Here is a 23,711-nt window from a genome sequence, read left to right on the forward strand (position 1 = left end):
CCTGGGGCGAATCCGGCAAGAGTCACAGACCTCCAGTATGGGGCTTAAACCGGCATGCTTCTGATAGCCGGACGACTACTTCACGGAGTCTGGTAACGCACCCCGAGGCCTGTCAGTATGTTCTGAAGCTCGGACTCGAAGAGTGGTTCCATGTCGTGCATCACGAAGTCCAGATGCTCGAACACCTCCATGCACACCACGCCGTACAGCCGCACCCAGCACGTGCTGAGCACCATGATCGCCTCCACCGGGATGTGCGGAGCCGAGAAGCCGCAGGTGTCGGCGAAGGCGCGCAGCTCACGGGCCAGTCCGGGCGTGATGCGGTCTCCCTCGGGCAGTGGGAAGCGCTCCTCGGACAGCAGGCGGTCGAAGAGCGTGTAAAAGGTCGCGCCGAAGCGCCGCCCGGCCTCCAGGGCCGGTGTGAGGTCGGTTCCGGGGGCCAGCCGCACGCGCGGACCGAACATGGTGGCGAACTCGGCCCGGTGCGTGACGGCCCAGGACCGGAAGGCGCGCAGCGAGGTGAGGATGCGCAGGTCGGTGTCCTCGGAGGGCACGCTCGCGTCGGCGGCGGCCACCGCGGCGGCCAGTTCCTCGAACATGTCCGCGGTGATGAGCACCAGCAGTGAGTCGATGCCCGAGACGTAGCGGTACAGTCCCGGCGCGGTCATACCCATCTCCCGGGCGATGGCTCGCAGGGACACCCCGGCGGCCCCCTGCTCGACCAGATGGCGGCGGGCGATCCCCTTGATCTCCGCGAGTGTGGCTTCGCGCACACGCTCGCGGCGGCTCGGTTTCCCGGCGCCCCGGTCCAGCTGCGGTTTCGTCATCTGCTGCGCTACGTCCCGTCTCGGGCACCGGTCAGGGCGCCGTGGTCCTCGTCGGTTATATTGACATCGTAACGCCCGCACGCTTTAGTGAACGCCGTTAGCAAACACCGTTAACGGACATGGAGTCTGTTTCCTGAAGGGGCGGCGTATGCCGACGCACACGGGGCTTTTCGGACGGCTCGGGCTGGGGACCCACCGCTTCCGCTGGGCGGTCCTGGCCGTCACCGCGCTCTTCGCCGTCTTCGCCGGCGTCTGGGGCTCGGGGGTCTTCTCCGACGTCAGCGAGAGCGGGTTCGAGGACCTGGGCTCCGAGTCCGCGCGGGCCACCCGTGTCCTGGAGGAGGAACTGGGACACGACGACGTCGACATCATCGCCGTCTACCGCAGCGACGAACTGAGGGTGGACAACCCCACCTTCGCCGCGGCCGTCCAGCGCGTCGCCGACGACATGCCCGAGGACGCCGTCGCGGACTTCGACCTCTACCTCGACGAGGAACTCGGCGAGACCGAGCGCGGCATGCTCGTGGCCGAGGACATGCACGCCGTCTACATCCCCGTGACCCTCAGCGGCCAGACCCACGCCGACCGCCTCCACCAGTACGAAGAGGTCGCCGACCACCTGTCCTCCAGCAGTCTGGAAGTCCACCTGGGCGGCCCGATCGCCGTCGAGCACGAGTTGTCGGAGACCGCCGAGAGCGACGTCGTCCGCGCCGAGCTCATCACCCTGCCGATCCTCCTGGTCCTGCTGGTCCTGATCTTCGGCGGCCTGGTCGCGGGTCTGGTCCCGCTCGCCGTGGGCGGTCTGGCCATCCTCGGATCGCTGACCCTCCTGCGCGTCCTGACCCACGTCACCGACGTGTCGGTGTTCGCGATCAACGTCTCCACCATCCTGGGCCTGGGACTGGCGATCGACTACGGACTGTTCATGGTCAGCCGCTTCCGCGAGGAACTGGGCCGGGGCCGCGGCCTCGCCGCCGCGGTGAGCCGCACCGTCGACACCGCGGGGCGCACCGTGGCCTTCTCCGGCGTCACCGTCGGCATCGCCTTCGCGGGCCTGCTGTTCTTCCCCCAGCCCATCCTCAAGTCGATCGGCTGGGGCGGCATCGCCGTCGTGCTGTTCGACCTGCTGGCCGCACTGGTCTTCCTGCCCGCGCTCATGTCCGTGGTCGGCCACCGGATCGACCGCCTCAGGCTGCCGCTGCCCCGCCGCACCGTCACCGGCACCGTGCACGAGAACGCCGGGTTCTGGTGGCGCCTGGCCCGCACCGTCATGCGCGGCCCCGCCGTGTCCCTGGTCGCGGTCGGCGGCGTCCTGCTGGTCTTCAGCTCCGGCCTGTCCTCCACCGAACTCGGTTCCACCGACCAGCGCTACCTGCCCGAGGACGCCGGAACCCGGATCGCCACCGAGACGGTGTCCGAGGAGTTCCCCGCGGGCGGCCTGGGCAGGCTCAACGTGGCCGTGCTCGGCGACACCGGCGACGAGGACCTGGAGGAGTACGCCGAACGCCTGGGCGCCCTGCCCGAGGCCTCCCTCGCCCGCGTCGAGCGCACCGGCGACGGCGTCGCCCACGTCATGGTCGGCTACCAGGGGGACTCCGACTCCCCGGAGGTCGCCGGGCTCGTGCGCGACGTACGCGACGAACCGCTCCCCGAGGGCGCGCGGGAGAGCCTGGTCGGCGGTGTGGCCGCCATGCAGCAGGACAACGTGGCGGCGATCGTCGACGCGGCGCCCGTGACCGTGGGCTTCATCGCCGCGGCGACCCTGTTCCTGCTCTTCCTCGCCTTCGGCTCGGTCGTCCTGCCCGTCAAGGCCGTGCTCATGGGCGCGCTGTCCCTGGGAGCCTCCCTGGGAGTGGTGGTCTGGGGGTTCCAGGAGGGCGGTTTCGCCGGACTGCTCGGCTTCGACGCGGTGGGCACCATCGACCCCACCTACCTGGTGCTGATCACCATCGTGGCGTTCGGCCTGGCGATGGACTACGAGCTGTTCCTGCTCAGCCGCGTGCGTGAGGAGTACCTGCGCACCGGGGACAACATCCGCTCGGTGGCGGCGGGACTCCAGCACACCGGACAGATCATCACGAGCGCGGCGATCCTGCTGATGGTCGTGCTCCTGGCGATGGGCACCTCGGACCTGCTCTTCCTGAAGATCATCGGGATCGGTCTGGCCATCGCGGTGCTCGTGGACGCCACCCTGGTCCGCGCGGTGATGGTGCCCGCCACGATGCGCCTGCTCGGCGGCGCCAACTGGTGGCTGCCGCGCCCGCTGCGCTGGCTGCACGACCGGATCGGCATCTCCGAGGGCGGCGACACCGACGAGCTTCCCGAGGCCGTGCACGACGCGGAGGAGGGGCGGCGGATGCACGCGGGCGTGTGACCTCCCGTCCCCCGCCTGTCCCGTGCCGAGTGTGCCGGGGGTCTCGGCGCGTGCCGCGACGCCTCCCGCCCGGCACACGGAAACGGGCCCGGCGTCCGCGTGGACGCCGGGCCCGCCGTGGGCTCAGATCACTCGTCGAAGAGCTGGTCGATGTGGGAGATGGTGGCGGCTCGGCGGACCCAGATGCCGAGCTGGTCGAGGTCGCGGCATTCGCTGATACGCCTGCGTGCTTCCTCGGGTACGTCGACACCGCATGCGTTCAGGAAGAGTAGGACGTCCTCGGCCCGTCCCTCGGCCCGTCCCTCGGCCTTGAGGCTCTCGGTCCAGGCACTGCTGTACTCGTACGTGTCAGTCATCATCAGCTCCTCCAGAGCCGCCTGTCCCTCGGTCTTCGCCAGCAGGTTCAAGGTATATCCAATGTACTTCGTGGCCCTTTCCCGGTCGATCAGGTCCAGGCCGGTGTGCAGGGCCTTCAGCACGTCCATGACCTGGCCGCCGTGCGCGGCGGCGGACAGCACACCCAAGGATGGGCGCCGCCCGACCTCTCCGGGGTCGGTGATGGCCGGGATCCCGGACGGGCCCACCACCAGGGGCCGCAGGACGAAGCCGGGATGGCCGAGGTGGATCGGTTCGGCGTACCAGTCGGCCACGGACTGTCTGGGGCAGACGGTCAGCAGGACGACCGGGCACTCGTGCCGGGAGCGCAGCGCGGCCACGTACTCCGGCCACGTGAAGCGCTTGCGCTCCTTCTCGTCGCGCTGGACCTCCACGATGACACCCATCAGTTCGTCGAGGGGGTCAGCGGGTCCGGGGCCGCGCAGCATGATCGCGACGTCGGACCGGCGTTCGACGGGGTCCACGTGGCCGAGGTCGCACGAGGTGACCTCGCTGCGGTCGTAGTCGGGGACGTCCACGCCGAGGCCGCGCAGGAAGTCGACGGCGATGTCGGGGGCGTCGGCGAACAACTCGGCGTAGATCTGGTGTTCAGCGGATATTGCCACGAGTCAGACGTTACACAGGGTTACTGATAAGTATGCACGAGTAGTCGCCATGTGCCTGTTCTTCGCTTTCGTGGTGTTCGACCAGCGAAAAAGCGCCCGACACTCCTCGGGTGGGAACGCCGCGCCGGGCCGGGACTTCGGTAGCGTCGACGGGAGGGCCGAACATGTCCGAAGAGCAGAACAGGCCACTGGTCCTGCACGTGTGGGGCGACGAGCTCGTCATCCGGCGCCGCTACGAGACCGCGAGCATCGTCAACGACATCCTGATCGCCCTGTGGTTCATCGCCGGCAGCATCATGTTCTTCTCCGAGGCCTGGACCACGGCGGGCACGTGGTGCTTCCTCCTCGGCAGCGTCGAACTGCTGATCCGCCCGGTGATCCGGCTGTTCAGGCAGTTCCACATCCGGAGCGTCCGCGCCTCCGGCCGGGGCCCGGCCAGGGGGGAGTCCTCCCAGGACTTCTGACACGAAACGGCGGGCCCGGCGTCCGCGTGGACGCCGGGCCCGCCGTGGGCTCGGGAAGGCTAGAACGCCTTCGGGTCGCCCTCGTGGAACGGTTTGCCGTTCACGGCCTCGGACACGCCGACCTTGTCCAGGTACGGAGTGATGCCGCCGGTGTGGAACGGCCAGCCCGCACCGCTGATCAGGCACAGGTCGATGTCGGCGGCCTCGGCCACCACACCCTCGTCCAGCATGATCCGGATCTCCCGGGCCAGCGCGCGCAGCGCCCGGTCCAGGATCTCGCTCTCCTCGGACGGGTTGTCGCCGCCGCTGAGGATCTTCTTCACCTCGGGGTCGATCGTGAGGTCCGGGGCGAAGATCTCCGTCTTGCCCGCCTTCACGATCTCGGCCAGTTCGTCGGAGACCGCGAAGCGCTCGGGGAACGCCTCGTGCAGGGTCTCGGCGACGTGCAGCCCGACCGCAGGCCCCACCAGCTGCAGCAGCATCAGCGGCGACATCGGCAGGCCCAGGGGTGCCACCGCGCGGTCGGCCACCTCGGGCTCGGTGCCCTCGCCGACCGCGCCCAGGACCTCGCCCATGAACAGGGTGAGCAGGCGGTTGACCACGAACGCCGGGGCGTCCTTGCACAGCACCGCGGTCTTCTTCAGCTTCTTGGAGGTGGCGAAGGCCGTGGCCAGGGTCGCGTCGTCGGTCCTCTCACCGCGGACGATCTCCAGCAGTGGCAGGACCGCGACCGGGTTGAAGAAGTGGAAGCCCACGACCCGCTCGGGGTGCTTCAGCTCGGAGGCCATCTCGGTGATCGAGAGGGAGGAGGTGTTGGTGGCCAGGACCGCCTCGGGGGAGACCACGGCCTCCACCTCGGCGAACACCTGCTTCTTGACCTCCATCTTCTCGAACACGGCCTCGATGACGAAGTCGGCGTCGGAGAAGGCGTCCTTGGTCAGCGAACCGCTCACCAGGGACTTGAGGTGGTTGGCCTTGTCACCGTTGATCCGGCCCCTGCCCAGGAGCTTGTCGACCTCGCCGTGCACGTAGGCCACGCCCTTGTCCAGGCGCTCCTGGTCCAGGTCGGTCAGGACGACCGGCACGTCCAGGCGCCGGGCGAACAGCAGTGCCAGCTGACCGGCCATCAGACCGGCGCCGACGACGCCGACCTTGGTGACCTTGCGGGCCAGTGACTTGTCCGGGGCGCCGGCCGGGCGCTTGGCGCGCTTCTGCACCAGGTCGAACGCGTACAGGCCCGCCTTGAGCTCGTCGCTCATGATCAGGTCGGCCAGTGCGTCGTCCTCGGCGGCGAAGCCCTCGTCACGCGTGCGGTTCCTCGCCTCGGCGACCAGCTCGACCGCGCGGACCGGAGCGGGGGCGGCGCCGTGCAGCTTGCCCTCGACGGTGAAGCGGGCCATGTTGACCGCGTTGTCCCAGGCCTCGCCCTTGTCGACCTCGGGGCGCTCGACCACGACGTCGCCCCTGAGGACCTGGGCGGCCCAGCGCAGCGACTCCTCCACGAAGTCGGCGGGCTCGAACATCGCGTCGGCGATGCCCATCTCGAAGGCCTGCTGGCCCTTGAGCGTCTTGTTCTGGGCGAGCGGGTTGTCGACGATGACCTTGAGGGCCTTCTCGGCGCCGATCAGGTTCGGCAGCAGGTAGGTGCCGCCCCAGCCGGGGACCAGGCCCAGGAAGGCCTCGGGCAGCGCGACCGCGGGCACGCCCGAGGAGATGGTGCGGTAGGTGCAGTGCAGCGCCACCTCCACGCCGCCGCCCATGGCCGCTCCGTTGACCAGCGCGAAGGTCGGCACCTCCAGCTCGCCGAGCTTGCGGAACACGTCGTGGCCCAGCTTGCCGATGGCGTGCGCCTGCTCGCGGTTCTGGATCGCGGGGACACCGGTCAGGTCCGCGCCCACGGCGAAGATGAACGGCTTGCCGGTGACGGCCACGGCCACGATGTCGGTGCGCGCCCTGGCGGCCTCGATCGCCGCGTCCAGGCTCAGCAGTCCGCTGGGGCCGAAGGTGTTGGGCTTGGTGTGGTCGTGCCCGTTGTCCAGCGTGATCAGGACCGCGGTGCCCGCGCCGTAGGGGAGCTCGATGTCACGGGAGAGCGCTTTGGTGACGACCTCGTCGCTGAAGAGCTCTGAAAGAGAACTGTGACGCAAAGCGTCTCCGTTGAGGGTGGTGGCGGGTGACGGGCGGGATTGCTCGATCGGCATGCTCACTTGCCCCCCTCGTAGTTGGTGTTCTCCCACAGGACGGTTCCGCCCATGCCCATGCCGACGCACATGGTGGTCAGGCCGTAGCGGACGTCGGGGCGCTCGGCGAAGTGGCGCGCGAGCTGCATCATCAGGCGCACGCCCGAGGAGGCCAGCGGGTGGCCCAGGGCGATGGCGCCGCCCCACGGGTTGACGCGGGTGTCGTCGTCGGCGAGACCGAAGTGCTCCAGGAAGGCCAGCACCTGCACGGCGAAGGCCTCGTTGATCTCGATGAGGCCGATCTCGTCCATCGAGATGCCCTGGCGGGCGAACAGCTTCTCGGTGGCCGGGACCGGGCCCACACCCATGACCTCGGGGTCCACGCCGGCGAAGGAGAAGTCCACCAGGCGCATCCTGGCGTCCAGCCCCAGCTCCTCGGCCACGTCCTCGGCGGCCAGGATGGCGCCGGTGGCGCCGTCGTTGAGACCGGCGGCGTTGCCGGGCGTCACGTTGCCGTGCGCGCGGAACGGTGTCTTCAGGCTGGCCAGCGACTCCATTGTGGTGCCGGGCCGCGGCGGCTCGTCCTGGGTGGCCAGGCCGTAGCCCTGCTCCAGGGAGCGGACCAGGACCTCGACCAGGTCCTCCTGGATCTTGCCGTCGGCGTAGGCCTTGGCGACCTTCTCCTGGCTGCGCACCGCGTAGGCGTCGGCGCGCTCCTTGGTGATGGTCGGGAAGCGGTCGTGCAGGTTCTCGGCGGTGTTGCCCATGACCAGCGCGGACGTGTCCACGAGCTTCTCGGAGAGGAAGCGCGGGTTGGGGTCGACGCCCTCGCCCATGGGGTGGCGGCCCATGTGCTCGACACCGCCCGCGATGACCACGTCGTAGGCACCGAAGGAGATGCCCGCGCCCGAGGTGGTGACGGCCGTGAGCGCGCCGGCGCACATACGGTCGATGGCGTAGCCGGGGACGCTGGTCGGCAATCCGGCGAGGATCGCGGCGCTGCGCCCGATCGTCAGGCCCTGGTCGCCGATCTGGGTGGTGGCGGCGATGGCGACCTCGTCGACGCGCTCGGCGGGCAGGCCCGGGTTGCGGCGCATCAGTTCGCGGATCACGCGTACGACGAGGTCGTCGGCGCGTGTCTCGGCGTAGAGGCCCTTGCCTGACTTGCCGAACGGGGTACGGACCCCGTCGACAAACACGACATCGCGGGCAGTTCGCGGCACGATGACCCCTCCTTCTCCAGTGGGTGAGTGGACTGTCGTGTCAATGCTACTCGTCAGTAACAACTTGTGCGAGCAGGACGGCCGGGAACTTGGGCCGGGACGGGGTCGGAGCCGGTCCACGGCCCTCGATGGACCCCGTGCCCGGCGACGTCTCCTGACACACCTCGGGGCCGGGGGTTCGCACCCCCGGCCCCGCGCGTCGGTTCCGGCCACGTCCTACAGCAGCGCCTTGGCCTCGCGGTGGCGGCCGGCGGCGTTGTAGGCACCGGCCAGGTCACGGCGCAGCCGCAGGGTCAGCCGCCGGACATCCGGGTCGCCGGAGGAGTTCAGCGCCACGCGGTAGGCGTCGCGCAGCACCTCCACCGCCTCGTCGGGACGGCCCGCCTGGGTGTAGGCGCGACCCAGCCGGTGGTGCACCGTCAGGGTGTCCAGGTGGCCCTTGCCCATCCGGCGGCGCCGCCCGGCCAGTACCATCCGCAGCTGTGCGATCGCGTCGTCGTAGCGCCCCGACATGCTCTGCGCGGCGCTCAGGCCCAGCCGCAGCTCCTCGCGGCGCTCGGTCGCGGTCACGTCCTCGATGGCCCGCTCGTAGTGCGCCACGGCCGCGTCCAGGCGTCCGCTGCGCCGGTAGCAGACCGCCAGGCGCATGCGCGCCTCCACCGTGTCCTCGTCGGCCGGGCCGAACTGGCGCTCGCGCTCGCGCAGCAGCATCTCCCACTGCCCGGAGGCGTCCGCCGGCCGGCCGGCGTCCTCGTAGGCCCACGCCAGGTTCTCGCGGATGATCTCGGTGCGCGGGTGCTCTTCGCCGAAGACCTCCACCGCCTCGGCCAGCGCCAGCTCGAACTGCTGCACGGCCGCCTGGCGGCGCCCCATCTGCGCGTACTTGGTCGCGAGGTTGTTGCGTGCGGTGATCGTGTCCGGGTGCTCGGTGCCCAGCCGCTCCACCAGGGCCCGCAGTGTCCGCTCCAGGGAGGTGGCCCGCATCCCGGCGGTGGGAACGGGTGCGGGGGGTGCGCTCTCCGCCTCGGCGACCCGTGTCCTCGTGGCCGACGTCTGCGCGGCGGGCGCCCCCTCCCGTTCCTCCGCCGGCAGGGACAGCGGTTCGGTGGGCGCGCCGCCCACCGGTGCCGGGCTCGGCACGGGCGCCGTGGCCGGTCGCTCCACGGACTGCTCCTCGCGCGTGGGCGCGGCGGTATCGGCCGAACGGGTCCTGGACGAACCGATCAGCCCGGTCTCGCGCAGCAACGCACGCCAGAACGTCAGCACACTCACCACTTTTCCCCTGCTCGCGCACCGCGGCTCATGGCCTGCGGTGTTATTCCCATCGGACAACGCCTCGGTACTCCCAAGGCACGTTTCTATAACTTAATCGGACAGGGGGCCATGGAACAGGCATCAACCCCCCTTGTGGGGCGGTGACTTCGGTCACCCTTGGGTTGACAAGGTGAGAGGAGGGTAAGAGGCTACGCTTTCGCAGCGTCGAGCAGTGCTGTGGCCAGGGGTTCCGCGGTCAGTCCGATCTGCCACTCGCGGGCCCCGCGCTCGCGCAGAAAGACCCCCACGGTGTCGGTGTCCACGGTCTGCGGCGGCGCCCACGCCAGTCGGCGCACCGTGTCCGGCAGCAACAGGTTCTCGGTCGGCATCACGACGTCCTCGGCGATCCCCGTGACCGTGGCCCGGACCGACTCCAGCCGGCTCGCCGCCTCCGGCGCCCGGTCCGCCCACCGGTTCACCGGCGGCGGCCCGTCGCCCGGTGCGTTGGGCCGGGGCAGTTCGGTCTGCGGCATGTCGCGGGCCCGGTTGACCGCCTTGATCCACGTGGTCAGGTAGCGCCGCGCCAGCTTGATCCCGAACTGCCGGATGTCGGCCAGCTCCGCCGTGGTGCGCGGCATGACCGTCGCCGCCTCCACGATCGCCGCGTCCGGCAGGACCCGCCCGGGCGAGATGTCCCGCTCCTGGGCGATACGGTCGCGTTCGTACCACAGCTCGCGTACGGCGGCCAGGGCGCGCTGGTTGCGCACGCGGTGGATGCCCGAGGTGCGCCGCCAGGGGTCGGGGCGCGGCTCCTTGGGCGGGGCGGCCAGGACCGAGGCGAACTCCTCGCGGGCCCACTCCAGTTTCCCGGCCTCCTCCAGCTCGGCCTCCAGGGCGTTGCGCAGCTCGACGAGGATCTCCACGTCCAGCGCCGCGTACCGCAGCCAGTCCTCCGGCAGCGGGCGCTGCGACCAGTCCACGGCCGAGTGCTCCTTGGCCAGCCGAACGTGCAGTATCCGCTCCACCATGAAGCCCAGTCCGACCCTCTGGTAGCCCAGCAGCCGCCCGGCCAGCTCGGTGTCGAACAACCGCCGGGGGCGCAGGTTGACCTCGGTCAGGCAGGGCAGGTCCTGGTGCGCGGCGTGCAGCACCACCTCGGCGTCGCCCACGGCATCGCCCAGCTTGCCCAGGTCCGGACAGGAGACGGGGTCGATCAGCGCCGAACCCGAGCCCTCGCGGCGCAGCTGTACCAGGTAGGCCCGCTGTCCGTACCGGTAGCCGGAGGCCCGTTCGGCGTCCACCGCCACGGGACCGGTCCCGGCGGAGAGCGCCGCGACCACACCGGCCAGCGCGTCGGCGTCGGAGGTGACCTCGGGCAGGCCCTCACGCGGTTCCCGGAGCAGGGGCGCCCTCTCGGCGTCGTCGTTGCCTGGTTCGCGGGGTTCTGTCTTGGAGTTCAACGCGTTCGCCACACCACTACGGTATGCGCTGTCGCCACCGGACGCAGATTCGGGGCGTGCGGGTTCCCGCGCGGGGCGGATCCGCTCAGGGCCGGGAGCGCTGTCGGGCGATGTCGGTGACGTCCAGCGGAGGCAGTCCCGCGGCGGAGGCCAGCAACGCCGTCCACGCGCTGACGTGCCCCGACAGATCGTCGGACTCCGGCGTCCACGAGGCCCGCATCTCGACCTCGGTGGTGGCACCCTGGTCCGCCTTCGTGCCGAAGCCCTCGGTGGTGGCCCGGGTGACCGTGCCGCTCAGCGTGTGGTGGGTGGCGTCGTTGGCGGCCAGGGCGTCGGTCAGCCAGCTCCAGGCGACCGGTCCGAGCAGCGGATCGGTCGCGATCTCCGACTCCAGTTCGGAGTTGGCCTGGCAGACCACACGGAAGGGGCCCGGCCAGTCGCGGGTGTTCTCGGGGTCGTAGAGCACGATGAGTCGTCCCCAGGCGACCTCCTCGCCGTTCACGGTCACCTCGGCCGAAACGGCGGCGGAGTGGGGGGCCAGCCGCTGGGGGGCGGGGATCTCCCGGACGGTGATCTCGGGGCGCAGGAGGGGTGAGCGCAGGGCCTCGACCGCTCGCCGGAACGTCTCGTGTTCGTTCTCGGCGTTACCGACATCGGGCATGGTGGAAACGTCAGCCTTCATTCTGTGGTGATCACGTCTCGGCGGGGGGGTGGTCTGGACATGCTCCGCCTCCCCGCCACGGGCAAGGGGGTGGGCACGAGGAGACCGTGGCACGAGTCACGGGCCGCGGGTCGGAGTTCGCCCGGCGTGTCGGTGTTTTGTGATGATCTTGGGACCGGCCCGCTCTCGGAGGGCGCCGGTTCGCGCCCGTTCTCCGCCGGAGACGGCCACCGGAGGGGCCGGGTTCGGCGATCCGGGTGAGAGCTCGGGGGAGGGCATGGCACGATCGAGGAGTGACGCTGCAAGAATCTCCATTCCTCCGCGCCTGCCGACGCCTTCCCGTGTCCCACACACCAGTGTGGTTCATGCGCCAGGCCGGGCGCTCCCTGCCCGAGTACCGACGGGTCCGCGCCGATGTGCCGATGCTCGAGGCGTGCGCGCGCCCCGACATGATCACCGAGATCACGATGCAGCCGGTGCGCCGCTACGACGTCGATGCCGCGATCTTCTTCAGCGACATCGTCGTCCCGCTCAAGGCCATCGGCATCGACCTGGACATCAAGCCCGGGGTCGGCCCCGTGGTCGCCGACCCGATCCGGGACACGACCGGCATCAAGCGGCTGCGCGAACTCGAACCCGACGACCTGCCCTACGTGACCGAGGCGGTGGGCCAGCTGGTCGGCGAGCTGGGTGACAAGCCCCTCGTCGGTTTCGCGGGCGCCCCGTTCACCCTGGCCTCCTACCTCATCGAGGGCGGACCGTCCAAGAACCACGAGCACACCAAGGCGCTCATGTACGGCGAGCCCGAGCTGTGGGACGAGCTGATGCGCCGCCTGGCCACCATCACGCTGGGCTTCCTGCGCACCCAGATCGAGGCGGGTGCCAGCGCCGTGCAGCTCTTCGACTCCTGGGTGGGCGCCCTGAGCGCCGAGGACTACCGCGCCTCGGTGCTGCCCTACACCTCGTGGATCTTCGGCCAGCTCAGCGAGCACGAGGTGCCGCGCATCCACTTCGGAGTGGGCACCGGTGAGCTGCTCGGCCTGCTCAGCGAGGCCGGGGCCGACGTCGTGGGCGTGGACTGGCGGGTGCCGCTGGACAAGGCGGCCCAGCGCGTCCAGCCGGGCACCGCGCTCCAGGGCAACCTGGACCCGGCGACGCTGTTCGCTCCGTGGGAGGTCGTCGCCGAGCGCACCCGCGACATCCTCTCCCGCGGCCGGGCCGCCGACGGACACGTCTTCAACCTGGGCCACGGCGTGCTGCCCAGCACCGACCCGGACGTGCTCCAGCGGCTCACCGAGTTCGTGCACGAGGAGACCACCGCCTGAGACGGAGCGGTCCCGCTCCGGGGCGTGCCGGAACCGGACCGACCACAGCGTGAGAACCGGAGGCGCCCGGCCCCCGCCCGGGGCCGGGCGCCTCCGTGCGTGGCTCAGTCCTCCTTGGAGGGACCACTCTCCTCGGAGGACCCGCCCCCGGACCCGTCGGACGGCTGCTCGGGGGCGCCGGAATCCGGGACCTCCGAAACCTCGCCCTCGGAGACACCCTCCCCGGGGGTGTCGGCGGAGCGGCCCCTGCGACGGGAGAGGTACCACCACAGCGGTCCCGCGCCCAGCACGGCGGCGACCACCAGGAAGGGCAGCAGCCAGCCCACGACCACGGCGACGTCCTGGCCGAACGCGACCAGCGCGCGCCAGCCTCGCTCCAGCCCGCCCAGGAAACCGATGGACTCCTCCGTCGGCTCCTCCAGGTAGGTCTCCGGGGGGTGCAGGGTCAGGTTCACCGTCGAGTACGCCGTCTGGTCGCGCAGCGTCTCCAGGCGCGCTTGGAACGCCTCCAGCTCCGACTGGCGTGTCTGGATCTCGTTCTCCACACGCAGCAGGTCGTCGACGTCCTCGGCCTCCTCCAGGTAGCCGCGCAGTGTGTCCAGGGCCGCCTCGGAGGACTCGATGCGGCTCTCGACGTCCGCGACCTCCTCGGTGACGTCCTGTACCGAGCGCTCCAGGCTGGACCGGTCGCCCAGTTCCGCCAGGCCGTCCAGGGCCCCCTCGTACTCCTCGCCCGGAACGCGCAGCGTCAGCGACCCCGAGGGGGCGCCGCCCCGGGGAGTGGAGACCGTCTCTGAGGCGACGTAACCGCCCGCCTCCAGGGCCAGCTCCTTGGCGTGCTCGACCGCCCCGGGCACGTCGTCGACCCGTACCGACAGGTCGGCGGTGTGGACCAGCTGCCGGTCGTCGATCTCCACGTCGGAGCCGAGGGGTGAGTCCCCGCCCTCCTCGGCGGACCGCCCCTCTCCGGCCTGTCCCTCCTCGGTCCGCCCCTCGGGGGCCCGTTCCTGGGCGGCCGAGCGGTCCTCGGCCCCGGGAGCGTACTCGGCGGAGGCTCCGCCACTGCTGTCGGCGGACTGGCCGGAGGAGCCGCAGGCCGTGGCCAGCAGAGCGGCCAGGCCCAGGGAGAGCACCGCCCGGGCACCCCGACGCGCGGGGAAAAACGCTGAAGTAGCCATGATCCTCCGACGCCCGCCGCCGGGGGCCCGTTGCGGAACCGGGATAACGACCGCACAACAGCGGCACGGCCGGACCTCCCGCCACGAGCGCGACCCGGGCCACCGGGCGCCGAGGGGGACGGCGGACCACGGTGACCCGCGTCATCTGGGAAACTGGAGACATGCCTGAAGCACCGCACGTCGTCGTGGTCGGGGGCGGGGTCTCCGGACTCACCGCCGCGCACCGTCTCACCGGTCTGGGCGCCTCCGTCACCGTGCTGGAGGCCGCTGACGCCCCTGGGGGCAAACTGCGCGCCTCACCGGTGGCCGGGGTGCCCGTCGACGCGGGCGCCGAGGCGGTGCTCGCCAGACGCCCCGAGGCGCTCGACCTGTTCTCCGAACTGGGCCTGGACGAGCGCGTGGTGCACCCCGGCCCCGGCGCCGCCGCTCTCTACAGCCGCGGACGGTTGCGCTCCCTGCCCAAGGGACAGCTCATGGGCGTGCCCGGCGACCTGCGCGCACTCGCCCGCAGCGGGGTGCTCTCACGGAGAGGCACCCTGCGCGCCGGGCTCGACCTGGTGCGGCCCCGCACCCCGGTCCGCGGTGACGTCTCCGTCGCCGACTACGTGGGCGCCCGCATGGGCCCCGAGGTCGTCGACCGACTCGTCGAACCCCTCCTGGGGGGCGTGTACGCGGGCCGGGCCGACCGGCTCTCCCTGGACTCGACGCTGCCGCAGATCGCGCCCATGGCCCGCCGCGACCGCTCCCTGGTGCGTGCCGTGCGCACCAGTCTCCAGGGCAGGGGGGCGGCGCCCACCAAGCCGGGTCCCGTCTTCGCCTCCCTGCGCGGGGGCGTGGCCGGACTCGCCGACGCCCTCGCCGAACGCCACTCCGACAGCCTGCGGGTGGGCTCCCGGGTCCGTGCCCTGCAGCGGCTTCCCGAGGGCTGGCGGGTCCACCTGGACAGCGACGAGCGCGTCTCCTGCGACGCCGTCCTGCTGGCCTGTCCCGCCCCGGAGGCCTCCCGCCTGCTCGCCGAGTACGCGCCCGGTGCCTCACGCGACCTGCGCGGCGTCGACTACGCCAGCATGGCCCTGGTGACCATGGCGCTGCCCGCCTCGGCCTTTCCCGGACCGGTCACCGGCACCGGCTTCCTCGTCCCCGCGGGGGAGGGGCTCACCATCAAGGCCGCCACCTTCTCCAGCAACAAGTGGCCCTGGCTGGCCGAGGAACTGGCCCGGGCCAACCCCGGCGACGACCTGGTGGTGCTGCGCTGCTCCATCGGCAGGTTCGGCGACGAGAGGGTCCTGGAGCGCTCCGACGAGGAGCTGGTCCGGGCCGCCGAGCACGACCTGGCCACGGTCACCGGTATGACCGGGGCACCCCTGGAGAGCAGGGTCACCCGGTGGACCGACGGGCTGCCGCAGTACGCCGTCGGCCACGCCGACCTCGTCGGGCGCGTACGCGCCGACGTCGCCCGCAGCCCGGGTCTCGGGGTGTGCGGCGCGGTCTACGGTGGCGTGGGGATCCCCGCGTGCATCGCCGACGCCGGCCAGGAGGCCGAGCGCCTGGTCGGCGCGCTCACGACGAACAGTTCCACCAGCGGCGGCGACCAGACCGCCGGAACGAACCAGCAAGGAGTCAACCCGTGACGGGCCAGCAGAACGAAGCCGTCGGCCAGGACGGCACCGACCTCAACTCGCTCATCCGCTACACCATGTGGTCGGTCTTCAAGGCCGAGGGCCTCGACGGGGTCGACCGCGCCGCCGCGGCCGACGAGTTGGGGGCGCTCTTCGACAAGTCCGCCGAGCAGGGGGTCACCACCCGCGGCAGCTACGACGTCCAGGGCTTCCGCGCCGACGCCGACATCATGTTCTGGTGGGTGGGCGACTCTCCCGAGCAGGTCCAGGACATGTACACGGCCTTCCGCCGCACCCGGATCGGCCGGGCCTGCACCCCGGTGTGGTCGGTCGTGGGCCTGCACCGCCCCGCCGAGTTCAACCGCGGCCACGTCCCCGCCTTCATGGCCGGGGAGGAGCCGCGCGAGCACCTGTGCGTGTACCCGTTCGTGCGCTCCTACGAGTGGTACCTGCTGCCCGACGACGAGCGCCGCGCGATGCTCGCCGAGCACGGTCGCATGGCCGCCCCCTACCCGGACGTGCGCGCCAACACGGTGTCCTCCTTCGGCCTCAACGACTACGAGTGGCTGCTCGCCTTCGAGGCCGACGACCTGCACCGCATCGTGGACCTGATGCGTCACCTGCGCGGCGCCAAGGCCCGTCTGCACACCCGCGAGGAGGTGCCCTTCTACACAGGCCGCCGCAAGAGCGTCGCCGAACTGGTCGACTCACTGCCGTAGACAGTGCCTTGTGGGGCCCGCTCCGCCAGGCGGCGCTCCGCCCGCCCACCGCACACGACGAGCGCCCCGGACCGGCCTCCGGGGCGCTCGTCGTGTGCGGGCCGTGCCTCAGTCCTGTTCGGCGACGGTCCGCCGGGTGGCCAGGACGTAGAACGGGAGGGTGACGATGAAGCCCAGGACGACGGCGCTCATCAGGTAGATGAGCGTCTGGCCCGCAGGCAGGCCCATGCCCCACGCGGCCATCAGGGCGACCCCGACCGCGAGGAGGCCCAGCACCGCGTAGGCCTTGCGCCCGCGCGGCTTGGGGTACTCCATCCGGCTCACCATCAGCCAGGAGATGAGCAGCACCGCCGTCACGCCCGCCATCAGCGGCGGGTCGAGCAGGACCACCGTCACCACGGCCATGGCGCCGAAGGGACAGGGCAGCCCGGTGAAGTAGTTCGCGCCCGGAGCCTGGCAGGAGAACCGGGCCAGCCGCACGATGACCGCCAGCAGCACGGCGCCGCCCGCCGCGACCGGCAGCGCGCCGATGCTCTCGTCCCGCATGGCCCACACGACGAAGAAGAACGCCGGGGCGAACCCGAAGCTGACCACGTCGGCCAGGTTGTCCAGTTCGGCGCCCATGCCGCTGCCGCCCAGCCTGCGGGCCACCCGGCCGTCGAGCACGTCCAGCGCCGCCGCGACCAGCATCAGGCCCACCACCGTGGCCATGGCCGTGCGCGGCAGCGGGCCGACGGCTCCGGCGGCCGCGTGCGCGGACTGGGCCGACATGAGCGCCCACACCGCCAGGAAGCCGCACAGGGCGTTGCCGAGGGTGAGGTAGTCGGCCGGCCCCAGACGGAGCCTGGAGGTCTCCTCCCCGGGGGCGGAGACGGCGTGTCCGGCCGCCACGACCCCCTCAGTCGGTGTCAAGACGGGTTTCTCCGGCACGGACCTTCTGGCCGATCTCCACCGCCGGGGTGATCCCGGCCGGAAGGTAGACGTCGACCCTGGACCCGAACCGGATGAGCCCGATCCTCTCGCCTTGTTCGACCTTCTGCCCCGCAGCGAGATACGGGACGATACGCCTGACCATCGCGCCGGCGATTTGAACGACCGTGATCGCACCGATCTCGGTTTCAAGGGTCCAGATGACGCGCTCATTACGCTCGCTGTCCTTGTCGAATGCGGGGCGGAAACCGCCCGGGCGGTGCTCGACGCCTGTCACCACGCCGGCGAGGGGGGCACGGTTGACGTGCACGTTGAGGGGGTTCATGAACACCGCGACCCGAGTGCGCCCGTCAGGCTGGGGGTCGATGCTCTGGACGACGCCGTCGGCCGCGGACAGCACCCGCCCGGTCGCCGGGCCCCGGTCGGGGTCGCGGAAGAACCAGGTCATCCCCGCCGCCAGGGCGACCACCGGGACGGCGAGCGCCGTTCGGGCCCGGGATCCCCGGGCGGCCAGCGCCGCGGCTCCGGCGGCCCCGAGGGCGGGCAGCAGCCACGGAGCCGACCCCTGCGCCATGCCCCAACGGGGCCGCGCCGCGGGACGGTGGGAGACGGATGAGAAAGGTGAGTCGTCGGTCATCGAGCGCTTTCGTCGCGGGTCTGTGGGTTCGCCCGCACACCGGTTACCGCTGTGAGGGTAGGCCCGGAGGCTCCGGGTCGGATGGTGGACGGAAAAACCCCGGCGGACCGGTTACTTTTCGCGCCGCGCCCCGCGAGCCGACGCGGGTCGGCCGTTGGCGCGCTGGATGTGATTATCCCCGATGCCGCCACGGGCGGACCACGGTCGCACGATGGTACGCCCTAGCGGGTGTGCGTCCGGCACCAGGATCGTACGACACCTATTCCTTGGGCTCCAGGGTCAGGGCCACGGAGTTGATGCAGTACCGGGCGTCGGTGGGGGTCGCGTACCCCTCGCCGTAGAAGACGTGGCCCAGGTGGGAGTCGCAGGTGGCGCACCGCACCTCGGTACGCACCGTGCCCAGGGAGCGGTCCTCGCGCAGGACGACGGCGTCGGACTCGGCCGGGTCGTAGAAGCTGGGCCACCCGCAGTGGGAGTCGAACTTCTCGTCGGAGCGGAACAGTTCGGTCCCGCAGCCCCGGCAACGGTAGACCCCGGTGGTCTTGGTGTCGACGTAGGCGCCGGTCCAGGGTTGCTCTGTGGCCGCCTGACGCAGCACCGCGTACTCCTGGGCGCCGAGTCGCTCGCGCCACTCCTGGTCGGTCTGGGGAATGCCCTCGGCCCCGTCACCGGTGTTCGGGGCCTGGTCCGCTGAGTCAGCCATGGTATGACGCTACCTCGAATCGGGTCAGGATGCCGCCTTGGCACCTCCGATGGCGGAACATCTCATATGGCGCGCGTGACAGGCGAATCCTCCTTAATGGCCATATACACCTAACTTCACTCGGAATGGCGTTCGGTAACAGAAGCGGAGGGTACGGCTCTAACCAGGGTCAGTGGTCGAACGGTGCACTTGAGGTAGGTGACATGGCCGTTACAGCTCAACAGGCACTCGGAATAGGCAGACGACCGCTGCGCGTGGGCAGGATCCGATACGGACTGTGGTGGCTCGACCAGACGACCGCGGGTACGCGGTCGCGGATACGGGCCGCCGCGGACGAAGCGGCCGCCGTGGGCCGCGAACTGCGCTGGGCCGCCGAGCTCAGCGTCCGCACCACGGTCGTGCGGATCGGTCACGCCAGGCCCGAACCCTGGAGCGACCGCAGGCTGCTGCTCTGCGCCACGGTGCTCGCCGTGTGCGCGTTGGCGGTCGCGCTCCTCCTGGGGGTCGGCATGGCACGCTGGGCGATGACCGAGTCGGACTCCCTACCCTTCGCCGCCGCGGGCGCGCTGGCGGTGGGACTCGTGCTCCTGCCGTTGGTGTACCTGGTGTTCGCCTCCAGACGGGGCGGTCGCTGAGTCGGTCCGAGAGGGGGAGGGGCGCCGGGAACGGCGCCCCTCCCGTCGTCGGCGGCCGCCCGTGCGCGGGGAACGGCCTCCGCGCCGCCGGAGCCCGGGGTAAGCGGGCACCCCGTCTCAGGCGTCGAAGTCGTAGCTCAGGACGTACGCCGAGCCGTCCATGGTGATCTCGTTGAGCTCCACCGGCCGGTGCTCGGCGGTCAGCGCGGTGCGGGCCACGTCCAGCACCGGGGTCCCGGGCGCCAGTTCCAGCTCCTCGCTCTCCTCCGGAGCGGGCATGCGCACCCGGATCTCCTCGGTGAAGTGGGCCGGCGCCTGCCCCAGTTCGGCCAGGCGCGCGTAGATTCCCCCGGGGCCGCTGTCGTGTTCCCGGATGCGCAGGGCCGCCGTGGGCTCCCCGCCGCCCTCCAGGACGGCCAGGGGCAGGTGCGAGACCGCGTTCTGCACCGGCCGCCCGTCCACCAGGTAGCGTCGCGAGCGCCGCAGCACACCGGCCCCCTCGGCCAGTCCCAACGCGCGCGCCACGTGCTCCTCGGGCACGGCCTCGTCCACGCGCAGGCGGTCCACCTCGTACTCCCGGTCCTCGTCGTCGGTCTGCCAGATGGCGCGCCCGTGGCCCCACAGCTCCTTGGACAGGCGAAGGGCCCCGTGCCTTCGCACGGGCCGGAACAGGCGCACGTAGATGCCCGACCCGCGCACGGCCACGGCCAGGCCCTCGTTGATCAGTACGGAGAGCGCCTGCCTCGCGGTCGCCCGTGCGATGCCGTGACGTTCCATGAGAGCGTTCTCCCCGGGCAGGCGGTCGCCGTCGGCGTACCGTCCGGAGCGGATCTGTCCGCGTAGTTCCCCGGCTATCTCGCGATAGACCGCAGGGGACCCGTTTTCGGACGTCGGCACCACGTTCATCCTCTCGACCGGGGGGCCAAGCCGGTAAGCCCCGTCAACGCTGTGTGCCGCTGTGTCCAGTGGGGGGTGTTTCCAGTGGAGGGCACACCTCGGGTATGTCCGGTTGCGGGATGGTTCATGCGTGGTTGTGAGGTGGCCGAAACCGGCCGGTTACCGCTGAGCCCCTCGTAGGCGTCCCTATTCCCTGAGGTAACGCGCGAACAGGTTCCCCTCGGCCTCCAGCAGGTGCGCCATCCGCACGGGCGTGCTCTGGGCGGAGGCGTGGTCCGGCGCTCCGGGGGTGTCCGGCCCTCCCGCGACGATGCGCGGCGCCCCCGATCCCAGCAGGTGCGGGCTCAGGGTGAGGCACAGGTCGTCCAACAACCCGGCCGCCACGAACTCCGCCAGCAGGTGTGGGCCGCCCTCGGTCAGCACCCGGTACAGTCCGCGCTCGGCCAGGCCGTTCACCACGTGCGCGGGAGTCACCGAGGCCCCGTCGATCACCACGAGGTCGGCGTACTCGGCCACCTCGCGGCGGCGCCGTTCGGGGGAGTCCGTCGTGGTGAACACCAGGGTGCGCGCGTCCTCGGGGGCCTCCGTCAGCAGCTGCTCGGGCAGGCCGAGCGAGCGGGAGACCACCGCCACGGCCGGAGTGCTCGGACGTCCGGCGCGCAGGCCGTCCCATGTCCTGCGGGCGCGGACCGGCCCGTACCCCTCCAGGCGCACCGTGGCCGCGCCCACCAGCACCACGTCGCACAGGCCGCGCAGCACGCCCATCACCTTGCGGTCGGGTGAGGAGGACAGGTCCCTGGTGCGCCCGGAGGGGCCGATGGCGCCGCCGTCCGCGCTGGCCACCATGTTGGCGCGTATCCAGGGCCGGTGCAGGGCTTCGGGGTAGGCGTAGGCGTCGGCCAGGTCCACGTCCGTGCCGCCCGGCGAGGGCAGCAGCTCACGGAAGGCGATGGGAGCGGCGGGGGCGTCCGCGCCGCCGGTGTGTGTACTCGACATGGTCACACAGCTTGGCATCCTCTCCCGTCTGACGGCGGGAGGACCCGGCTGACGGGCCTGTCCGCCGCTGGTGGTCGACGTTTCCCAGCCCGCCCGACGGAGAGGCCCCCACGTCCTGGCGCCCACGGTGCCCTGGGGCGCTCGCCGCTCCACCGAGTGCCCCGGCCGCTCCCCGTCACGGGGAGCGGCCGGGGGCGCGCCGCGGCCCGGCGTCTCAGGAGCGAGCGGTCCGCGCTCGCTCGTGCGACACCCGGCGCAGCAGCAGCAGCGCCCGGTCGATCACCTTCACCGGGCCGGAAGCGGCCACGAACGGCCGGCCGCCCACGTCGGGTTCGGCCGTGTCCAGGACCGTCTCCCAGGCCGTCCCGTACTCGGTGCCCGGCACGGTGAACTCGACCGTGTCCGCGCCGCTGTTGAGCAGCAGCAGGAACGAGCTGTCCCGGATGCGGCGACCGCGCGGGTCGGGCTCGGTGATGGCGTCCCCGTTGAGGAACACGCCCATGGCCTGGCCGGTGGAGTTCCAGTCGTCCCCGGACATCGCCTCGCCGTCCGGCCGCAGCCACACGATGTCGGGCAGGCCCTTCTTCCCGGCCTTGGCGCCTCCCACCGGGCTGCCCCGGAAGAACCGGCGCCGACGGAACACCGGGTGGTCGCGGCGCAGCCGTGCCAGCTCGCGTACGTAGTCCAGCAGGTCGTTGTCGGGCTCCTCGTCCTCGCCGAGACCGGCACCCTCCCAGTCGATCCAGGCGATCTCGTTGTCCTGGCAGTAGGCGTTGTTGTTGCCGCCCTGGGTGCGCCCCACCTCGTCACCGTGGGACAGCATCACCACCCCCTGCGACAGGTACAGGGTGGTGAGGAAGTTGCGCACCTGGCGGCGGCGCAGTGTGATGATCTCCGGGTCCTGGGTCGGGCCCTCCACGCCGTGGTTCCAGGACCGGTTGTCGTCGGTGCCGTCCCGGTTGTCCTCTCCGTTGGCCTCGTTGTGCTTGTGGTTGTAGGACACCAGGTCGGCCAGGGGGAAGCCGTCGTGGCAGGTGATGAAGTTGATGGAGGCCACCGGTCGGCGCCCGTCGTCCTGGTACAGGTCGCTGGACCCGGCCAGGCGCGAGGCCAGTTCTCCCATCACGGGCTGGCCCCTCCAGTAGTCGCGCACGGTGTCGCGGTACTTGCCGTTCCACTCGGTCCACAGCGGCGGGAAGTTGCCCACCTGGTAGCCGCCCGGGCCCACGTCCCAGGGTTCGGCGATCAGCTTGACCTGCGAGATCACCGGGTCCTGCTGGACGATGTCGAAGAACGTGCTCAGCCGGTCCACGTCGTGGAACTCCCGGGCCAGCGCCGAGGCCAGGTCGAACCGGAACCCGTCCACGTGCATCTCCAGGACCCAGTACCGCAGCGAGTCCATGATGAGCTGCAGCGAGTGCGGGTGGCGCACGTTCAGGCTGTTGCCGCAACCGGTGTAGTCGAGGTAGTAGCGCTGGTCCTCGTCGCTGACGCGGTAGTAGCTGAGGTTGTCGATGCCGCGCAGCGACAGCGTGGGCCCCATGTGGTCGCCCTCGGCGGTGTGGTTGTACACCACGTCGAGCAGCACCTCGATGCCCGCCTCGTGCAGCGACTTCACCATCGCCTTGAACTCCTGGACCTGCTGCCCGCGCGAGCCGCGCGCCGCGTACCCGCTGTGCGGGGCCAGGAAGGCCAGGGTGTTGTACCCCCAGTAGTTGGTCAGCCCCCTGGCCACCATGGCGTGCTCGGGTACGAAGTGGTGCACGGGCATGAGCTCGACCGCCGTCACCCCCAGTGAGGTGAGGTAGTCGATCATCGCCGGGTGCGCGAGTCCGGAGTAGGTACCCCGCTGGTGCTCGGGGATGCCCGGGTGGCGCATGGTCAGTCCGCGTACGTGCGTCTCGTAGATCACCGTGCGGTGGTAGGGGGTGCGGGGCCTGGACTCGTTCCCCCAGTCGAAGAACGGGCTGACCACCACGCACTTGGGCACGTAGGGCGCGCTGTCCCTGGTGTTCTTTCGCTCCGGAGCGGCGAAGTGGTAACTGAACAGGGATTCGTGCCAGGTGAGGTTTCCGTTCAGGGCCTTCGCGTACGGATCGGTGAGCAGTTTGTTCGGATTGCACCGCAGACCGTGTTCGGGCGCGTAGGGGCCGTGGACCCGGTACCCGTACTGCTGCCCCGGTCCGATACCGGGAAGGTAGCCGTGCCAGACGAATCCGTCGTATTCGGTCAGCGGTATGCGGGTCTCCTCGCCGTCGTCGTCGAACAGACACAGGTCCACCCGTTCGGCGGCTTCGGAGAACAGGGAGAAATTGGTGCCGGACCCGTCGTAGGTCGCACCGAGCGGATAGGAACTACCTGGCCAGACTTCCACCATAGGCGTCGTCAGTCTCTTGGAGTCGGGCCTTCGGAAGGTCGGTGCGGAGCGCGTGCCCCTCCCGGCCGGGAAGGGTCCCACGGGCCCGCTCCCCGTCCGAAAGCGTGCGGTCGTGTTTGTGACGACTTCTTTCTTCCGCTCCAACCGCAGAAGTATGCCGATCCGGCCGATGATCATTCATCGGCTGTCCCTCTTTGGGGTTTGTCGCTGGAATTATCAGGGTTAAGGGTGGTAATCGGTATTGGTGTGGT

General features: G+C 71.0%; 20 protein-coding genes. 6 read left to right on the top strand and 14 right to left on the bottom strand.

All coding sequences use genetic code 11. From position 1 onward, the window contains the following. Positions 1-80 precede the first annotated feature (80 nt). Entirely contained in the window at positions 81-827 is a 747-nt protein-coding gene (locus FYX01_RS12525; RefSeq protein WP_150240821.1) for a TetR/AcrR family transcriptional regulator, read from the bottom strand. Positions 828-975: 148 nt separating this feature from the next. Between FYX01_RS12525 and FYX01_RS12530 the strand changes: the two genes are divergently transcribed. Next, positions 976-3,201, top strand: coding sequence for an MMPL family transporter (locus FYX01_RS12530; RefSeq protein ID WP_150240823.1), 2,226 nt, complete (start codon positions 976-978; stop codon positions 3,199-3,201). A 128-nt stretch (positions 3,202-3,329) separates the two neighbouring features. Here the strand turns inward: FYX01_RS12530 and FYX01_RS12535 are convergent, their stop codons facing one another. Next, positions 3,330-4,202, bottom strand: coding sequence for a hypothetical protein (locus tag FYX01_RS12535; protein ID WP_150240825.1), 873 nt, complete (start codon positions 4,200-4,202; stop codon positions 3,330-3,332). Between the two features lie 164 nt (positions 4,203-4,366). On the opposite strand from FYX01_RS12535, the gene FYX01_RS12540 reads away from it, so the two are divergent. Beyond that, positions 4,367-4,666, top strand: coding sequence for a YrhK family protein (locus FYX01_RS12540; protein ID WP_150240827.1), 300 nt, complete (start codon positions 4,367-4,369; stop codon positions 4,664-4,666). A gap of 59 nt (positions 4,667-4,725) precedes the next feature. Here the strand turns inward: FYX01_RS12540 and FYX01_RS12545 are convergent, their stop codons facing one another. From FYX01_RS12545 to FYX01_RS12565, 5 genes are all read right to left on the bottom strand, one after another. Next, the gene (locus tag FYX01_RS12545) at positions 4,726-6,873 is read right to left on the bottom strand and encodes a 3-hydroxyacyl-CoA dehydrogenase NAD-binding domain-containing protein (RefSeq protein ID WP_394350460.1); all 2,148 of its coding nucleotides are present in this window, start codon (positions 6,871-6,873) and stop codon (positions 4,726-4,728) included. Next, a complete protein-coding gene (locus FYX01_RS12550) occupies positions 6,870-8,069 on the bottom strand; it encodes a thiolase family protein (RefSeq protein ID WP_150240829.1) in 1,200 nt (399 codons plus the stop codon). The genes FYX01_RS12545 and FYX01_RS12550 overlap by 4 nt, the downstream gene beginning before the upstream one ends. Positions 8,070-8,285: 216 nt before the next feature. Further along, the gene (locus tag FYX01_RS12555) at positions 8,286-9,332 is read right to left on the bottom strand and encodes a tetratricopeptide repeat protein (RefSeq protein WP_150241298.1); all 1,047 of its coding nucleotides are present in this window, start codon (positions 9,330-9,332) and stop codon (positions 8,286-8,288) included. A 200-nt stretch (positions 9,333-9,532) separates the two neighbouring features. Next, positions 9,533-10,795, bottom strand: a complete 1,263-nt coding sequence (locus FYX01_RS12560) for a ribonuclease D (protein WP_394350461.1) — start codon at positions 10,793-10,795, stop codon at positions 9,533-9,535. A gap of 73 nt (positions 10,796-10,868) precedes the next feature. Continuing rightward, positions 10,869-11,444 (bottom strand): DUF3000 domain-containing protein, encoded by a 576-nt coding sequence (locus tag FYX01_RS12565; RefSeq protein ID WP_150240831.1) that lies wholly within the window; start codon positions 11,442-11,444, stop codon positions 10,869-10,871. 299 nt (positions 11,445-11,743) lie between these two features. On the opposite strand from FYX01_RS12565, the gene hemE reads away from it, so the two are divergent. Continuing rightward, complete coding sequence (hemE, locus tag FYX01_RS12570) at positions 11,744-12,769, top strand: uroporphyrinogen decarboxylase (protein ID WP_150241302.1); 1,026 nt, start codon at positions 11,744-11,746, stop codon at positions 12,767-12,769. 104 nt (positions 12,770-12,873) lie between these two features. Here hemE and FYX01_RS12575 read toward each other — a convergent pair whose 3' ends face one another. Next, positions 12,874-13,947 carry a DUF4349 domain-containing protein gene (locus FYX01_RS12575; RefSeq protein WP_150240833.1) on the bottom strand — a complete coding sequence of 358 codons (1,074 nt, stop codon included), beginning with the start codon at positions 13,945-13,947 and terminating at the stop codon, positions 12,874-12,876. A gap of 161 nt (positions 13,948-14,108) precedes the next feature. Between FYX01_RS12575 and hemG the strand changes: the two genes are divergently transcribed. Together hemG and hemQ are read left to right on the top strand one after the other, a co-directional pair. Continuing rightward, the gene (gene hemG, locus FYX01_RS12580) at positions 14,109-15,578 is read left to right on the top strand and encodes a protoporphyrinogen oxidase (protein WP_150240835.1); all 1,470 of its coding nucleotides are present in this window, start codon (positions 14,109-14,111) and stop codon (positions 15,576-15,578) included. Further along, positions 15,575-16,285 carry a hydrogen peroxide-dependent heme synthase gene (hemQ, locus tag FYX01_RS12585; protein WP_150240837.1) on the top strand — a complete coding sequence of 237 codons (711 nt, stop codon included), beginning with the start codon at positions 15,575-15,577 and terminating at the stop codon, positions 16,283-16,285. Before hemG ends, hemQ begins: the two co-directional genes overlap by 4 nt. A gap of 108 nt (positions 16,286-16,393) precedes the next feature. On the opposite strand, the gene FYX01_RS12590 is transcribed toward hemQ, so the two are convergent. The 3 genes from FYX01_RS12590 to msrB form a co-directional block, all read right to left on the bottom strand. Further along, positions 16,394-17,197 (bottom strand): CDP-alcohol phosphatidyltransferase family protein, encoded by an 804-nt coding sequence (locus FYX01_RS12590; RefSeq protein WP_190394296.1) that lies wholly within the window; start codon positions 17,195-17,197, stop codon positions 16,394-16,396. Further along, complete coding sequence (locus FYX01_RS12595; protein WP_150240839.1) at positions 17,184-17,852, bottom strand: phosphatidylserine decarboxylase; 669 nt, start codon at positions 17,850-17,852, stop codon at positions 17,184-17,186. The genes FYX01_RS12590 and FYX01_RS12595 overlap by 14 nt, the downstream gene beginning before the upstream one ends. A gap of 259 nt (positions 17,853-18,111) precedes the next feature. Beyond that, entirely contained in the window at positions 18,112-18,555 is a 444-nt protein-coding gene (gene msrB, locus FYX01_RS12600; RefSeq protein WP_150240841.1) for a peptide-methionine (R)-S-oxide reductase MsrB, read from the bottom strand. A gap of 203 nt (positions 18,556-18,758) precedes the next feature. Between msrB and FYX01_RS12605 the strand changes: the two genes are divergently transcribed. Next, positions 18,759-19,190 carry a hypothetical protein gene (locus tag FYX01_RS12605; RefSeq protein WP_223830425.1) on the top strand — a complete coding sequence of 144 codons (432 nt, stop codon included), beginning with the start codon at positions 18,759-18,761 and terminating at the stop codon, positions 19,188-19,190. 117 nt (positions 19,191-19,307) lie between these two features. Here FYX01_RS12605 and FYX01_RS12610 read toward each other — a convergent pair whose 3' ends face one another. The 3 genes from FYX01_RS12610 to glgX all read right to left on the bottom strand — a co-directional run bounded on the left by FYX01_RS12610 (position 19,308) and on the right by glgX (position 23,460). Beyond that, a complete protein-coding gene (locus FYX01_RS12610; protein WP_150240843.1) occupies positions 19,308-20,096 on the bottom strand; it encodes a GntR family transcriptional regulator in 789 nt (262 codons plus the stop codon). Positions 20,097-20,273: 177 nt separating this feature from the next. Next, on the bottom strand, positions 20,274-21,083 hold the full coding sequence (locus FYX01_RS12615; RefSeq protein ID WP_150240845.1) for a pyrimidine reductase family protein: 810 nt from the start codon (positions 21,081-21,083) through the stop codon (positions 20,274-20,276). Between the two features lie 214 nt (positions 21,084-21,297). Further along, complete coding sequence (gene glgX / locus FYX01_RS12620) at positions 21,298-23,460, bottom strand: glycogen debranching protein GlgX (RefSeq protein WP_150240847.1); 2,163 nt, start codon at positions 23,458-23,460, stop codon at positions 21,298-21,300. Positions 23,461-23,711 lie beyond the last annotated feature (251 nt).

Source organism: Nocardiopsis quinghaiensis (assembly GCF_008638365.1).
Lineage (GTDB): Bacteria > Actinomycetota > Actinomycetes > Streptosporangiales > Streptosporangiaceae > Nocardiopsis > Nocardiopsis quinghaiensis.